Below are 13,940 nucleotides of genomic sequence, written 5' to 3' on the forward strand. Positions count from 1 at the left end.
GGCTCGCGGTCCAGTCTCCCGGTGGTCGTCGCGCCGCGCGCGTCAGGACGGGGTGTCCTCGGCGAGGTCGAGCAGCCGGGTGACGGTGTTCCAGTTCCGACCGGTCACCGGGGTCCCGGCCGCCTTCGTGAGGGCGGCCGTCGTCAGCCTCGACCGCCCGACGCCGTCGGGGTAGGCGACGTAGAGGACGCCGTTCGCGACGGCGGCGCGCTCGGTCGTCAGCCGCGGCCCGAGCGCGCCGGCCGCGTCCGGGTCGACGGGCTCCTCGCCCACGTGGACCAGCAGCCCGGCCGGACGCTCCTCCGCGTCGTCGGGCAGCGGGTTGCCGCGCACGATCTTGCGGAGGCGCTCGGTGGTGAGCACCGCGACGGCCGCGTCGACGCCGAAGCGGTCGGCGACGCCGTCGTGCAGGAGGCGCGCGACGTCCACGGGCGACGCCGCGCCGGACGACCCCGGCCCGACGACGAGGTTCCCGCTGTTCACGACCGTGCGGGCGTGCGCGAGCCCGAGTTCGCCCGCGAGGTCGCGCAGCGCGGTCGACGGGACCTTCCGCCCGCCCACGTTCACGGCGAAGAGCAGGCACACGTACGCCGTCACGACGGGGCCCCCGGGCGGCGCTGGGACCACGGCGCGGCCTCCTCGAGGCGCGCCGCGAGGGCCAGCAGCAGGGCGTCGTCGCCGTGTTCCGCGCCGAGCATCACCCCGACGGGGACGGTCGCGGTCGACCCGTCGGGGTCCGTGACGCGCGCCTCGCCGAGGGGGAGGGAGACCGCGGGCCGCCCCGTGAGGTTCCAGACGCTCGTCCAGGGCGTGAACGCCGTCTGCGCGGCGAAGTCGGCGGCCGGGTCGTCGTCGTCCCGCTGGCTGCCGACGAGCGCGGGCGGCTGCGCGAGCGTGGGGGAGAGCACGACGTCGACCCCCGACCACGCGGCGGCGACCTCGCGCGTGAGCTGCTGCACCCCGGCGAGCGCCGTCGCGTACGCGAGCCCGCTCACCGCGCGCCCGCGCTCGCGCAGCCACCGCGTGAGCGGCACGAGCAGGTGCTCGCGCTCCGGCGGGACGGGCGCCTGGAGCGCGCCGACGGACCACAGCGCCGCGAACGCGTCCCAGCGCTCGGCCCCGAACGGGGGCGGGATCTCCACGACGTCGTGCCCGAGCCGGACGAGGAGCTCCGCCGCGGCCCGGGCGGCGTCGGCGCACGCGGGGTGCACGGGGGCGCCGGCGGCGATCACGGGCTCCAGCAGCAGCCCGACGCGGAGCCGCCGCCCCTCCGGTGCGGCGCCGAGGCGCGCGGTGAACGTGTCGCCGGGCCAGGGGCGCGCGAGCACGTCGAGGAACGCCGCGGTGTCGCGGACCGACCGGGTGAGCACGCCGTGCGTGGCGAGGCCCGCGCCGTCGACCCCGTACGGGCCCGGGCTCACGAGCCCGCGCGACGGCTTGAGCCCGACGAGCCCGCACGCGCTCGCGGGGATGCGCAGCGAGCCGCCGCCGTCGCTCCCGTGCGCGACGGGCACGACGCGCGCCGCGACCGCGGCGGCCGCGCCCCCGCTCGACCCGCCCGCTGACCGTGCGAGGTCCCACGGGGTGCGGGCGGTCGGTCCGACGTCGGGCTCGGTGTAGCAGGGGAGGCCCAGCTCCGGGGTCGACGTCTTGCCGACCATGACCGTGCCCGCGCGGCGCAGGAGCGTCACGACGCCGTCGTCGGACGGCGGCAGGAACGGGTCGATCGCGGCCGAGCCGGCGCGCATCGGCACGCCCTCGACCATCGTGAGGTCCTTGACCGGGCAGGGGACGCCGAGGAACGGCGGGAGGTCGTCGTGGGGACCGGCGCGGCCGTCGCGCCGCGCCGCCACGAGCGCGTCCTGCGCGGCGAGGGCCTGCGTGCGCGCGAGGTCCGGGGTGAGCACGGTGAAGGCGCCGACGTCCGCGCCGACACCGGCGGCGGCGTCGAGCGTCGCGTCGAGCACCTCGACGGGGGAGACGTCGCCGGCGCGCAGTGCTCCGGCGAGCGCGGTCGCGTCGAGGTCCAGGAGCTCGGGGGCGCTCATGGCTCGTGAACCTACGCGCGCCGCCGCGCCGGCGCGACCCCGTCGGCGGAACCCGCCTGCGCGACCCCGCGCGCGACCTCCGCCTGTGCGTAGCCCTGGCGGTCGACACCGGCCGAGCGCAGGCGTATATTCCAACCGGAATATTCCAGCCGGGCGTGGCTCCCCACCCGCCGGCCCGCCGTCCCGTCCCGGAGACCACCGTGACCTCCCCGCGCCTCAGCCCCACGGCGACCCTCGTGCTCGCCGTGCTGCTCGAGCAGCCCATGCACCCGTACGAGATGCTCGTGCGCCTGCGCAAGCGGCGCGACGACCGCCTCGTGCGGCTCAACCCGGGCGCCGTCTACCACGCGGTGGACCGCCTCGAGCGCGACGGCCTCGTCGAGCGCGCGGGCGTCGACCGGGACGGCAACCGCCCCGAGCGCACCCTCTACGCGATCACCCCGGCGGGCGTGGCGGCGCACGACGCCCGCACGCGCGACCTCGTCCGCGAGACGCCACGCGAGTACCCCGCCTTCCCGGTCGGGCTCGCGCTCGTGCACGACCTCCCGCGCGAGGACGCCCTCGCGCTGCTCCGCGAGCGTCGCGCGGCGCTCGCGGCCGCGATCGACGGGGTGCGCGAGCGCCTCGACGACGTGGTCGCGCGCGGCCTGCCCCGCCGCTACCTGCTCGACGCCCACTTCGAGCTCCACCAGACCCGGGCCGAGATCGCCTGGCTCGACGCGACCGTCGCGGACGTCACGTCCGGCGCGCTGAGCTGGACCGAGGAGCCCGGGCCCGCGTTCCGCCACTCCCGCACGACCCCACCTCAGGAGTCCTCGTGACCACTCCCGCCCCGGGCACCGGCCCGGCCCCGGCACCCGCCGAGGCCGGCTCGCGCGTCGTGCCCCTCGTCGACCTCCACGGCCGCAGCGCCTGGAGCATCCTGCCGCCGCTGATCCTCGGCTTCTTCATGATCATGGTGGACACCACGATCGTGAACATCGCGGTCCCCACGCTCCAGCGCGAGCTCGACGCGTCGCTGGTCGCGGTCGGCTGGGTCAACAGCGCCTACCTGCTCTCCTACGCGGTGCTGCTCCTGCTCGCGGGTCGCCTGGGCGACCGGTACGGGCCCAGGCCGGTGTTCGTCGTCGGCCTGGCGGTGTTCACGCTCGCGTCCGCGTGGTGCGGGCTGTCGGGCTCGATCGGGATGCTCATCGCCGCCCGCGTGGTCCAGGGCGTCGGCGCGGCGCTCATGACGCCGCAGACCATGGCCATGATCACGCGCGTCTTCCCGCCGCGGCAGCGCGGCGCGGCCATGGGCCTGTGGGGCGCGACGGCGGGCGTCGCGACGATCGCCGGCCCGCTGCTCGGCGGTCTGTTCGTCGAGTCGTGGGGCTGGGAGTGGATCTTCTTCGTCAACGTCCCGGTCGGGGTCGTCGCGCTCTGGCTCGCGCTGGTGCGGCTGCCGCGGCTCGCGACGAACAAGCGCTCGTTCGACGTGGTCGGCGTCGTGCTGTCCGTCGTCGGGCTCTTCGCGGTCGTCTTCGGGCTCCAGGAGGGCCAGACGTACGACTGGGGCACGATCACCGGCCCGGTCACCGTGTGGGGCGTGATCGGCGTCGGGCTGCTCGTTCTGGCCGCGTTCGTGCTGTGGCAGCGCCGTCTCGGCGACGACGCCCTCCTGCCGCTGCGCCTGTTCCGCTCGCGCAACTTCTCGCTCGCGAACGTCGCGGGCATGTCCGTGTCGTTCGCGATGATCGGCATCTTCTTCCCGCTGACGATCTTCCTGCAGTCGATCCTCGGCCTCTCGCCGCTGCACGCCGCGCTCGTCAACCTCCCGGGGTCCCTCGTCTCGGGCATCGTCGCGCCCCTCGCGGGACGCCTCTCCGACCGCGTGCCCGCGAAGTGGGTCGTCGCGACCGGGTTCGGCGTCCTCGCGGTCGCGATCGGGTGGCTCGCGGCGGTCGTCGGGCCGGGCGTGTCGGTCGTGACGATCGTGCTCCCCATGACGCTGTTCGGCGTCGGCACGGGGTGCGTCTTCTCGCCGCTCGCGAACCTCGCGACGTCGGGCCTCGACCATCGCACCGCGGGCGCCGGCGCGGGCGCGTTCAACACGACGCGCCAGGTGGGTGGCGTGATCGGGTCGGCGGCGATCGTCGCGACGCTCACCGCGCGCCTCGCCGTGACGCTCCCCGCGGCCGCGCGCGACGCCGCCGCGTCGCTGCCCGAGCAGCTCCGCCAGCAGTTCGTCGACGGGTTCTCGAACGCCGGGTCGCTCCAGGGTGGCCAGGGCGGCTCGTTCGACCTCCCGCCGGGGGTGCCCGACGACGTCGCGCGCCAGGTCACCGACGCCGCGACCACCGCGTTCCACCAGGGCTTCGCGACCGCCGTCGGGCAGACGCTCGCGGTCACGGCCGTCGTGCTCGTGCTCGGCTTCGTCGCCGCGATCGCGATGGCTCCGAAGCACGTCGAGCACTGACCCCGAGATCGACCCGACCGCCACGACGTCGGCCCCCGGAGGGCCGGTCTCGGGCGCTCGGGTCGATCTCGCGTGCCCGGGGTGCAGCCTCCGCGTGAACGGTGGGTTAAACCTCGCGCGAAGGCGTGTCGGGGGTGGTGACCGGAATCACACGGGCGTAGTTTCGAGGAGACGGACGGCACCTTCGTCGTCCTCCGGGAGGCCAGCCGATGGGGTTCACGCTCCGCTCAGGAGGGCCGGCACCGGCGCTGCTGAGCCGTGTCACCCACGGCCCGACGGCCGGTCGCCCGCCTCGCCCAGAGAGAGAACGGCGCGCGTGCGCCGGAGGGGAGCCCTCGTGGTCCATTCCTCACCCACCCCCGGTACCTCACCCACACCGCAGGACGACGCACCGGACGGCGCGCGCCGCACGTTCGTCGTCGACACCTCGGTCCTGCTGAGCGACCCGCGCGCGATCGGGCGGTTCGCGGAGCACGACGTCGTCCTGCCGGTCGTCGTCATCACCGAGCTGGAGGCCAAGCGCCACCACGCCGAGCTCGGGTACTTCGCGCGCAGCGCGCTGCGCATGCTCGACGACCTGCGGGTCAGGCACGGCCGGCTCGACGCCCCGATCCCGGTCGGCGACGTCGGCGGGACGCTGCGCGTGGAGCTCAACCACACCGACCCGGCCGTGCTGCCGGCCGGGTTCCGGCTGGGCGACAACGACACCCGCATCCTCTCGGTCGCCGCGAACCTCGCGGCGGAGGGCCACGACGTCACGGTGGTGTCCAAGGACCTGCCGATGCGGGTCAAGGCGTCGGCCGTGGGCCTGCGCGCCGAGGAGTACCGGCACGAGCTCGCCGTGGACACGGGCTGGACGGGGATGGGCGAGATCTCGTTCACCGACGCGGAGGCGGCGGCGCTCTGGGAGCACGAGTCGGTCGAGCTGACGAGCCTGGACCCGGAGGTCGTGGAGGCGGCCGGCCCCCTGCACTGCCACACCGGTCTCGTCGTGCACTCGCCGCGAGGGTCCGCCCTCGGGCGCGTCACCGCGGACAAGCACGTCCAGCTCGTGCGGGGCGACCGGGAGGTGTTCGGGCTGCACGGGCGCTCCGCGGAGCAGCGCGTCGCGATCGACCTGCTGCTCGACGAGAGCGTCGGGATCGTCTCGCTCGGTGGGCGGGCGGGGACGGGCAAGTCGGCGCTCGCGCTGTGCGCCGGGCTGGAGGCCGTCATGGAGCGTCGGCAGCACCGCAAGGTCATGGTGTTCCGGCCGCTCTACGCCGTCGGCGGCCAGGAGCTCGGCTACCTGCCCGGCTCCGAGGCCGAGAAGATGAACCCGTGGGCGCAGGCCGTCTACGACACCCTCGGGGCGCTCGTCTCGCCGCAGGTGCTCGACGAGGTGATCGACCGCGAGATGCTCGAGGTGCTCCCGCTCACGCACATCCGCGGGCGCTCGCTGCACGACGCGTTCGTCATCGTCGACGAGGCGCAGTCGCTCGAGCGCAACGTCCTGCTCACGGTGCTGTCCCGCATCGGGCAGTCGTCGCGCGTCGTCCTCACGCACGACGTCGCGCAGCGCGACAACCTGCGCGTGGGCCGGCACGACGGCGTCGCCGCGGTCATCGAGGCGCTCAAGGGCCACCCGCTGTTCGCGCACGTCACGCTCACGCGCTCCGAGCGCTCGCCCGTGGCGGCGCTCGTCACGGAGATGCTGGAGTCGATCGAGGTCTGACCCGCCGCCGAGGTAGAGGCCTGGTCATGACCAGGCCTCTACCTCGCGGTGCCAGGCCTCTACCTCGGCGGACCGGGGGTCTCGCTCGCGCGGAGGCGGGTCCGCGGGTGGACGAGGAGCACCGCGAGGACGCCGACGACGGCGCCCAGGACCGTGTCGAGCGCGCGGTCGAGCGCGAGCGCGGACGGGTCGGCGGGGTGCGCGAGGGACGTCATGAGCAGCGCCATGGGCGTGATGGTGAGCATCGCGAGCCCGTAGTGGCGGCTCACGATCGTCTCGGTGACGGTCTGGAGCACGACGACGACGGCGGCCGTCCCCCAGAAGCCGAGCGGCGCGGCGAGCAGCGGCCAGGCGAGGAGCGCGCCGGCCACGGTGCCGGCTCCGCGCTGCAGCGCCCGCACGACGGCGTGGCGCGCCGACTCGCCCTGGAGCACCGCGGTCGAGCCCATGGTCGCCCACGCGGCGTGCCCGAGGCCCGCGACGGCGGCGACCGCACCGGCGACGAGGCCTGCGGCGCCGACGCGCGCCGTCGGGAGTCGCCAGGGCCCTGCGGCCCGGGACCGCGCCTGGGCGCGCAGGGTCGTCCGGACCGCCGGGACGGTGTCGCCGCGCGGCACGCCGGTCGCGTCGAGCGCCCGCTCGACCGCGTCGAGCTCCGCGGCGAGCGCGGGGACCGCGGCCCGGGTCCGCCACCAGGACGCGTCGTCCGCGAGGACGTCGCGCGCCCGCGCGACGGCGCCCCGGGCCGCGGCCGCGGCGCGCGGGGCCGCCCCGGGTCGTTCCGCGGCGCGCACGGCGTCGGCGGCGCGGCGGACCGCGAGGCGTGCGGGCGCCGTCGGGCGGACGAGCACGCCGGCCGTGCACACGAGCAACGCGAGGAGCGCGCCGCACGCGGCCGCGAGCGCGCGCGGACCGACGTCGGCGAGCGTCGGTGCGCCCGCGAGGCCCGCGCCCGCGGCGAAGACGATGATCGTCGCCCCGGGCGGGCCCGTGCGGACGAGGAGGCAGAAGGCCGTGGCCCCCGCGGCGAGGAGCGCGACGGCGGCGGTCGTGAGGAGCGCGGGCGTGCCCGCCGCGGCGAGGAGCGTGAACGCCGCGATCGTGCCGGTCATGAGGGTGCCGACGGTGGCGAGGAGCGCGGCCCGGCGCCGGTACGGGTCGTACCGGCCGTAGAGCGACGTGAGCGCGCCGAGCGACGCGAACGCTGCGAGGTCGGGACGCCCGAGGAGGCCCGGGACGGCGATCGCGAGCGCGACCGCGGCGCCGCAGCGCAGCGCGGCGGCGACCGTCGCGTCGGCGGGGCTCACGCGCAGGGCGGCGCGGAGGTGGGCGGGGTCGAGGACGTCCTGGGCGGCGGCGCGCACGGGCGCGAGCGCCGGGCGGGCGGGGGAGGAGAGGGGCATCGACGGACCAGCCTACCGGTGATTCCTAGATGTTTCACCAGTGAAAGACTGTGAGGCTCGCCCTATCCTGGGTCCGTGGACTACGTCGACCGCGTGCGCGCGGAGTGGGCTGAGCAGCGGCCGGACCTCGACACCGCGACGTCGGCGGTCGGTGCCCGGCTGCGGCGCGTCGCCGCGCTGCTCGAGGCGGCGCTGGAGCGCTCCGCGGCGCGGCACGACGTCTCGCGCGCGGAGTTCGACGTGCTCGCGGCGCTGCGTCGCGCCGGGCGGCCGTTGCGTGCGGGCGAGGTCACCACGATGACCGGCGCCCCCGGCGCCTCGATCACCAAGCGCCTCGACCGGCTCGAGCGCGCCGGCCTCGTGGAGCGCACCGTCGCGGAGCGCGACCGGCGCGGCGTCCTCGTCGCACTGACGGACGCGGGGACCGCGCTCGTCGACGAGGTCTTCCCGCAGCAGCTCGACCGCGAGCGCGCCGCGCTGGCCGACCTCGACGAGGCCGAGCGCGCGGAGCTCGCGCGCCTGCTCGCCGTCGTCCTGCGCCGCCTCGACCCCGTCGACTACTGACGTCCGCCCCACGCGACGCCGGGGACGACGAAGGCCGGGCAGAGCGGGTCGTCCCCGCTCCGCCCGGCCCCCGGAGGGTCGCTCAGGCCTGCGGCGGGCGCGTCATCGACAGGACGTCGAGCGCCTCGTCGAGCTGCGCCTCGGTGACCTCGCCGCGCTCGACGAAGCCCAGGTCGATCACGGCCTGGCGGACCGTGAGGCCCTCCTTGACGGAGTGCTTCGCGACCTTCGCCGCCGCCTCGTAGCCGATGACGCGGTTGAGCGGCGTGACGATCGACGGCGACGACTCGGCCAGCGCGAGGGCCCGCTCGACGTTGGCCGTGATGCCCGCGACGGTCTTGTCCGCGAGGACGCGCGACGCGTTCGCGAGGAGCCGGATCGACTCGAGGACGCCCTGCGCGATCACGGGGATCTGCACGTTGAGCTCGAACGAGCCCGACGCGCCGGCCCAGGCGACGGTCGCGTCGTTGCCGATCACGCGCGCGGCGACCATGAGCACGGCCTCGGGCACGACGGGGTTGACCTTGCCCGGCATGATCGAGCTGCCCGGCTGCAGGTCCGGGATGAAGATCTCGCCGAGGCCGGTGTTCGGGCCCGAGCCCATCCAGCGCAGGTCGTTGCAGATCTTGGTGAGCGAGACGGCGATCGTGCGCAGCGCGCCCGAGAGCTCGACGAGGCCGTCGCGCGAGGACTGCGCCTCGAAGTGGTCGCGCGCCTCGGTGAGGGGCAGGCCCGTGTCCTCCACGAGCAGCGCGATGACGCGCTGGGGGAACCCGGCGGGCGTGTTGATGCCGGTGCCGACGGCGGTGCCGCCGAGCGGGACCTCCGCGGCGCGGGGCAGCGCCGACTCCAGCCGCTCGATGCCGTAGCGGACCGCGGCGGCGTACCCGCCGAACTCCTGGCCGAGCGTCACGGGCGTGGCGTCCATGAGGTGCGTGCGGCCCGACTTCACGACCGTCGCGAACTCGGCGGACTTCGCCTCGAGGGCCTCGGCGAGGTGGCCCAGCGCGGGCACGAGGTCGCGCACGACCCCGGCCGTCGCGGCGACGTGGACCGACGTGGGGAACACGTCGTTCGACGACTGCGACGCGTTGACGTGGTCGTTCGGGTGCACGTCGCGCCCGAGCGAGCGCGTCGCGAGCGTCGCGAGGACCTCGTTCGTGTTCATGTTCGACGACGTCCCGGAACCCGTCTGGTAGACGTCCACCGGGAAGTGCGCGTCGTGCGCGCCCGACGCGACCTCGTCGGCCGCGGCGACGATGGCAGCCGCGACGTCCTCGTCGAGCACGCCGAGCTCCGCGTTCGCGCGGGCCGCGGCCTTCTTCACGCGGGCGAGCGCCTCGATGTGGCCGCGCTCGAGCGGGGTGCCCGAGATGGGGAAGTTCTCCACCGCGCGCTGCGTCTGCGCGCGGTAGAGGGCCTGCGCGGGCACGCGCACCTCACCCATGGTGTCGTGCTCGATGCGGTACTCGGTCGTCGGTGCGGCCGCGCCGGCGGCGGCGCCGGGAGCCTCGGGAGATGCAGTCATGGGGCCATCCTGCCGCACCGCGCGCGGGCGCCCGCAACCCGCGTGGGCGAGGTCACGCGGGCTGCGGTCAGGGGCGCGGGCAGGTCGTGGGGTGCCGCCCCGAGCCGACCGTGCGGGACCGCCGGGGCGGTCCGGGCCGGGCCTCAGTCGTCGGCGCGGGGCTGCTCGCCGACGTCGCCCACGACGTCGACCAGGTGCGCGCGGCCCTCGGCGAAGTCGTACTCGACGCCGACGATCGCGCAGCGGCCCTCGGCGACGGCCGCGGCGAGGCCGGCCGAGTAGGAGTGCAGCATGTCGACCGTGTTGCGCACGTGCTCGCGCCGCAGCACGGCGGGGTCGAGGTTCTCCAGGGTGCCGTTCCCGGCGCCGGTGATCTTCGCCACGGACGGGATGACGCGGTCGACGACGGCCCGGACGAACCCGTCCGCCTGCGCACCCGTCGTGAGGGTCTCGACCGCCGCGCCCACGGCGCCGCACGAGTCGTGCCCGAGCACCACGACGAGCGGAGCGGACAGCACCTCGACGCCGTACTCGATCGAGCCGAGCACCGTCGTGTCCACGACGTGCCCCGCCGTCCGGACGACGAACATGTCCCCGAGACCCTGGTCGAAGATGATCTCCGCCGCGACGCGGGAGTCGGAGCAGCCGAACAGGACCGTGTGCGGGTGCTGCGCGGCCGACGTCTCTCGTCGTCGGTCCGCGCCCTGCGACGGGTGCAGGGGGGCGTCGGCGACGAAGCGGTCGTTCCCGGTCCGCAGCGTCGCCCACGCCTCGGCGGGGGTGAGCGAGCGGACCGGCTGTGCGGGGGCGGGAGAGGTCATGGCTCCCATCATCGCGCAGGCCGGGGCGTGCCCGACGTGCCCGTTCGCATGGCGGGCCCGGCCGGGGGGCGGTATCCATGGAGGGTGACACCCCCGGTACTCGGGGAAGCCGCGACCGAGGGGAGCCGACGTGCGCCGACGCACCCGAGCGCTCGCCGTCCTGGTCGCCGCGGGGCTCGTGGCGCCGCTCGCCGCGTGCGGCCCGGGCGACGACGGGACGCCGGAGCTCACGTGGTACATCAACCCGGACAACGGGGGCCAGGCCGACATCGCGGCGGCCTGCACCGAGGCCGCCGGGGGCGCGTACCGCATCACGACCGAGCTGCTGCCGCGCGACGCCGCGTCGCAGCGCGAGCAGCTCGCCCGCCGCCTCGCGGCGAAGGACTCGTCGATCGACATCATGAGCCTCGACCCGGTCTTCATCGCCGAGTTCGCCGAGGCCGACTTCCTGGCCCCCGTGCCCGACGACGTCGCGCAGGCGACGACGCAGGACGTGGTGCAGGGCGCGATCGACGCCTCGACGTGGAAGGACGAGCTGGTCGCCATCCCGTTCTGGGCCAACACGCAGCTCCTCTGGTACCGCAAGTCCGTGGCCGAGGCAGCGGGGCTCGACATGTCCCAGCCCGTCACGTGGGAGCAGATCATGCAGGCGGCCCAGGACCAGGACAAGCTCCTGGCCGTCCAGGGCGCCAAGGCCGAGTCGCTCACCGTGTGGATCAACGCGCTCGTCGAGGGCGCGGGCGGCCACATCATCGACAACCCCGAGGCCCCGGCGGACGAGGTCAAGCTCGGTCTCGACACGGACGCGGGCAAGGCCGCGGCGGCGATCATCGGCGGCATCGGCACGTCGGGCGTCGGCGGACCGGGCCTGCCGAGCGAGGACGAGCCCGCGTCGCTCACCAAGTTCCAGGGCGACCGCGGGTCGTTCATGGTGAACTGGCCGTTCGTCTGGTCGTCCACCCAGGGCGCCGTGGAGGCCGGCTCGCTCGACCAGGCGCTCCTCGACGACATCGGCTGGGCGCTGTACCCGCGCACGACGGAGGGCGAGGACGCCCGGCCCCCCTACGGCGGCATCTCGCTCGGGATCGGGGCGTTCGGCAAGCACACCGACCTCGCGTACGAGGCCGCGCAGTGCATCGTGAGCCCCGAGAACCAGGCCGAGTACTTCGTCACCAACGGCAACCCGGCCGCGAGCATCAAGGCCTACGACGACCCGGACGTCCAGAAGGCGTTCCCCATGTACGACGTCATCCGCGACTCGCTCGACCAGGCGGCGCCGCGACCGCAGACGCCGTTCTACAACGAGGTCTCCACGGGCCTCCAGCAGACGTGGTACCCGCCCGCGTCGGTCGACCCCGACACGACGCCGCAGGAGTCCACCGAGTTCATCACCGCCGTCCTGCGAGGGGAGCGACTCCTGTGAACGCCGGACCTCCTACCGAGCCCGCGCCCCGCGGCCGGCACGCCACCACGCCGTCGGCCACGACCGAGGCCGACCCGCCGCGCGGCGGGGCCGCCTCCCGGTCGGGGACCCGCGGCACGCCGGACGCCGCGGCGAAGGCCGCGCGCAGCGACCGCTCCCGGGCCGAGGCCCGCCTCGGCTGGTACCTCGCCGGGCCGGCGTTCGTCGTCATGCTCGCCGTGACGCTGTACCCGATCCTGCAGGCCGTCTACGACTCGCTCTTCAACTACAAGCTCACCGCGCCCGACGACCGGGCGTTCGTCGGGCTCAACAACTACGTCGTGATCCTCACGGACTCCGTGTGGTGGCGGGACCTCGGGGTGACGCTCTTCATCACGGTCGTCACGGTCGTCATCGAGCTGATCCTCGGGTTCGCGCTCGCGCTCGTCATGCACCGCGCGATCAAGCGCCTGCGCGGGCTCCTGCGCACCGCGATCCTCGTGCCCTACGGCATCATCACGGTCGTCTCGGCGTTCGCCTGGTTCTACGCGTTCGACATCACGTCCGGGTACGTCAACCACTGGTTCGACTGGGTGCCCGGCGTCGGGCCCGACCTCAACTGGTTCGCGCAGCAGGGCACGAGCCTGTTCGTCATCATCGCGTCCGAGGTCTGGAAGACGACGCCGTTCATCTCGCTCCTGCTCCTCGCGGGCCTGGCGCAGGTGCCGGGCGACCTGGAGGAGGCCGCGAAGGTCGACGGCGCGACCGCCTGGCAGCGGTTCGCGCGCGTCATCGTGCCGAACATGAAGGCCGCGATCATGGTGGCCGTCCTGTTCCGCGCGCTCGACGCGTTCCGGATCTTCGACAACGTCTTCATCATGACGAACGGCGCGAACGGCACCGAGGTGCTGTCCCTGCTGGCCTACCGCACCTCGATCGGCCAGCTCCAGATCGGCATGGGCTCCGCGATCTCGGTCCTGCTGTTCCTGTGCGTCGTGCTCATCTGCTTCATCGCGATCAAGCTCTTCAAGGTGGATCTCGCCGGCGCGAGGGGGGAGAAGTGATGGGCAGCGTCCTCAGCACCAAGGCCAAGATCTGGTGGGCCGTCATCACGGTCGTCGTGCTCGTCGGCGCGCTGTTCCCCGTGCTGTCGATCTTCATGACGAGCTTCAAGGGGCCCAGCGACATCAACTCCGGGACGTTCCTGCCGCCGCAGTGGAGCACCGACAACTACGAGCAGATCCTCGCGTCCGGCGGCTCCGCGCAGGAGCTGTTCCTGTCCGCGCTGCGCAACTCGATCGGCATCTCGCTCATCGCGACGGTCATCGCGGTCGTGCTCGCCACGCTGTGCGCGTACGCGATCGCCCGCCTCGACTTCCCGGGCAAGCGCCTCATCCTCACGACGGCGCTCGGCGTCTCGATCTTCCCCGTCGTGTCGATCGTCACGCCGCTGTTCAACCTCTGGCGCAACATCGGCCTCTACGACACCTGGCTCGGCCTGATCATCCCGTACCTGTCGCTCACCCTCCCGATCTCCATCTGGACGCTCGCGGCGTTCTTCCGCCAGATCCCGTGGGAGCTCGAGCAGGCCGCGCAGGTCGACGGCGCGACGCCGTGGCAGGCGTTCCGCAAGGCGATCGTCCCGCTCGCCGCGCCGGGCGTGTTCACCACCGCGCTCATCGCGTTCTTCATCGCGTGGAACGACTTCGTCTACGGCATCTCGCTCACGTCGACGAGCGCGGCCCGACCGGTCCCGGCGGCGCTCGCGTTCTTCACCGGCGCGTCGTACTTCGAGGAGCCGACGGGGGCGATCTCCGCGGCCGCCGTCGTCGTGACTATCCCCGTCGTCATCCTCGTCGTCCTGTTCCAGCGCCAGATCGTCTCGGGCCTGACCCAGGGGGCGGTGAAGGGATGAGCACCGCGTCCCCGGCCCGCCCCGTCCACCACCGCACGCCCTCCCGGTCCGCCGGGCACCGTGCCGCACGCCGCACCCGAGGAGAGA

12 protein-coding genes are annotated in these 13,940 nt (G+C 74.6%); 7 read left to right on the forward strand and 5 right to left on the reverse strand.

The window, feature by feature from the left end; translation table 11 throughout:
• Positions 1-42 precede the first annotated feature (42 nt).
• Together ABIE39_RS13180 and ABIE39_RS13185 are read right to left on the reverse strand one after the other, a co-directional pair.
• Positions 43-627, reverse strand: coding sequence for a DUF1697 domain-containing protein (locus ABIE39_RS13180; protein WP_209827310.1), 585 nt, complete (start codon positions 625-627; stop codon positions 43-45).
• Entirely contained in the window at positions 594-2,048 is a 1,455-nt protein-coding gene (locus ABIE39_RS13185; protein ID WP_354052097.1) for an amidase, read from the reverse strand. Before ABIE39_RS13185 ends, ABIE39_RS13180 begins: the two co-directional genes overlap by 34 nt.
• Before the next feature lie 200 nt (positions 2,049-2,248).
• Between ABIE39_RS13185 and ABIE39_RS13190 the strand changes: the two genes are divergently transcribed.
• From ABIE39_RS13190 to phoH2, 3 genes are all read left to right on the forward strand, one after another.
• Positions 2,249-2,869, forward strand: coding sequence for a PadR family transcriptional regulator (locus ABIE39_RS13190; protein ID WP_209827312.1), 621 nt, complete (start codon positions 2,249-2,251; stop codon positions 2,867-2,869).
• Positions 2,870-2,997: 128 nt separating this feature from the next.
• Positions 2,998-4,506 carry a DHA2 family efflux MFS transporter permease subunit gene (locus ABIE39_RS13195; RefSeq protein WP_502914869.1) on the forward strand — a complete coding sequence of 503 codons (1,509 nt, stop codon included), beginning with the start codon at positions 2,998-3,000 and terminating at the stop codon, positions 4,504-4,506.
• A gap of 337 nt (positions 4,507-4,843) precedes the next feature.
• Positions 4,844-6,220 carry an RNA 5'-3' helicase PhoH2 gene (gene phoH2, locus ABIE39_RS13200; RefSeq protein ID WP_354052099.1) on the forward strand — a complete coding sequence of 459 codons (1,377 nt, stop codon included), beginning with the start codon at positions 4,844-4,846 and terminating at the stop codon, positions 6,218-6,220.
• Between the two features lie 59 nt (positions 6,221-6,279).
• On the opposite strand, the gene ABIE39_RS13205 is transcribed toward phoH2, so the two are convergent.
• Complete coding sequence (locus tag ABIE39_RS13205; RefSeq protein ID WP_354052101.1) at positions 6,280-7,623, reverse strand: FUSC family protein; 1,344 nt, start codon at positions 7,621-7,623, stop codon at positions 6,280-6,282.
• A 75-nt stretch (positions 7,624-7,698) separates the two neighbouring features.
• Between ABIE39_RS13205 and ABIE39_RS13210 the strand changes: the two genes are divergently transcribed.
• Entirely contained in the window at positions 7,699-8,187 is a 489-nt protein-coding gene (locus tag ABIE39_RS13210) for a MarR family transcriptional regulator (protein WP_175007994.1), read from the forward strand.
• 82 nt (positions 8,188-8,269) lie between these two features.
• Here ABIE39_RS13210 and ABIE39_RS13215 read toward each other — a convergent pair whose 3' ends face one another.
• Both ABIE39_RS13215 and ABIE39_RS13220 read right to left on the reverse strand, forming a co-directional pair.
• Complete coding sequence (locus ABIE39_RS13215; RefSeq protein WP_175007995.1) at positions 8,270-9,715, reverse strand: aspartate ammonia-lyase; 1,446 nt, start codon at positions 9,713-9,715, stop codon at positions 8,270-8,272.
• Between the two features lie 143 nt (positions 9,716-9,858).
• A complete protein-coding gene (locus tag ABIE39_RS13220; protein ID WP_175007996.1) occupies positions 9,859-10,536 on the reverse strand; it encodes a carbonic anhydrase in 678 nt (225 codons plus the stop codon).
• Positions 10,537-10,666: 130 nt separating this feature from the next.
• On the opposite strand from ABIE39_RS13220, the gene ABIE39_RS13225 reads away from it, so the two are divergent.
• The 3 genes from ABIE39_RS13225 to ABIE39_RS13235 are packed head-to-tail and all read left to right on the forward strand — an operon-like array spanning position 10,667 to position 13,853.
• Positions 10,667-11,959, forward strand: coding sequence for an extracellular solute-binding protein (locus ABIE39_RS13225; RefSeq protein WP_175007997.1), 1,293 nt, complete (start codon positions 10,667-10,669; stop codon positions 11,957-11,959).
• The gene (locus ABIE39_RS13230; protein ID WP_175007998.1) at positions 11,956-13,002 is read left to right on the forward strand and encodes an ABC transporter permease subunit; all 1,047 of its coding nucleotides are present in this window, start codon (positions 11,956-11,958) and stop codon (positions 13,000-13,002) included. The genes ABIE39_RS13225 and ABIE39_RS13230 overlap by 4 nt, the downstream gene beginning before the upstream one ends.
• Positions 13,002-13,853 (forward strand): carbohydrate ABC transporter permease, encoded by an 852-nt coding sequence (locus tag ABIE39_RS13235; RefSeq protein ID WP_163184630.1) that lies wholly within the window; start codon positions 13,002-13,004, stop codon positions 13,851-13,853. Before ABIE39_RS13230 ends, ABIE39_RS13235 begins: the two co-directional genes overlap by 1 nt.
• The last annotated feature ends 87 nt before the right edge of the window (positions 13,854-13,940 follow it).

Source organism: Cellulosimicrobium sp. 4261, assembly GCF_040546915.1.
GTDB lineage: Bacteria > Actinomycetota > Actinomycetes > Actinomycetales > Cellulomonadaceae > Cellulosimicrobium > Cellulosimicrobium cinnabarinum.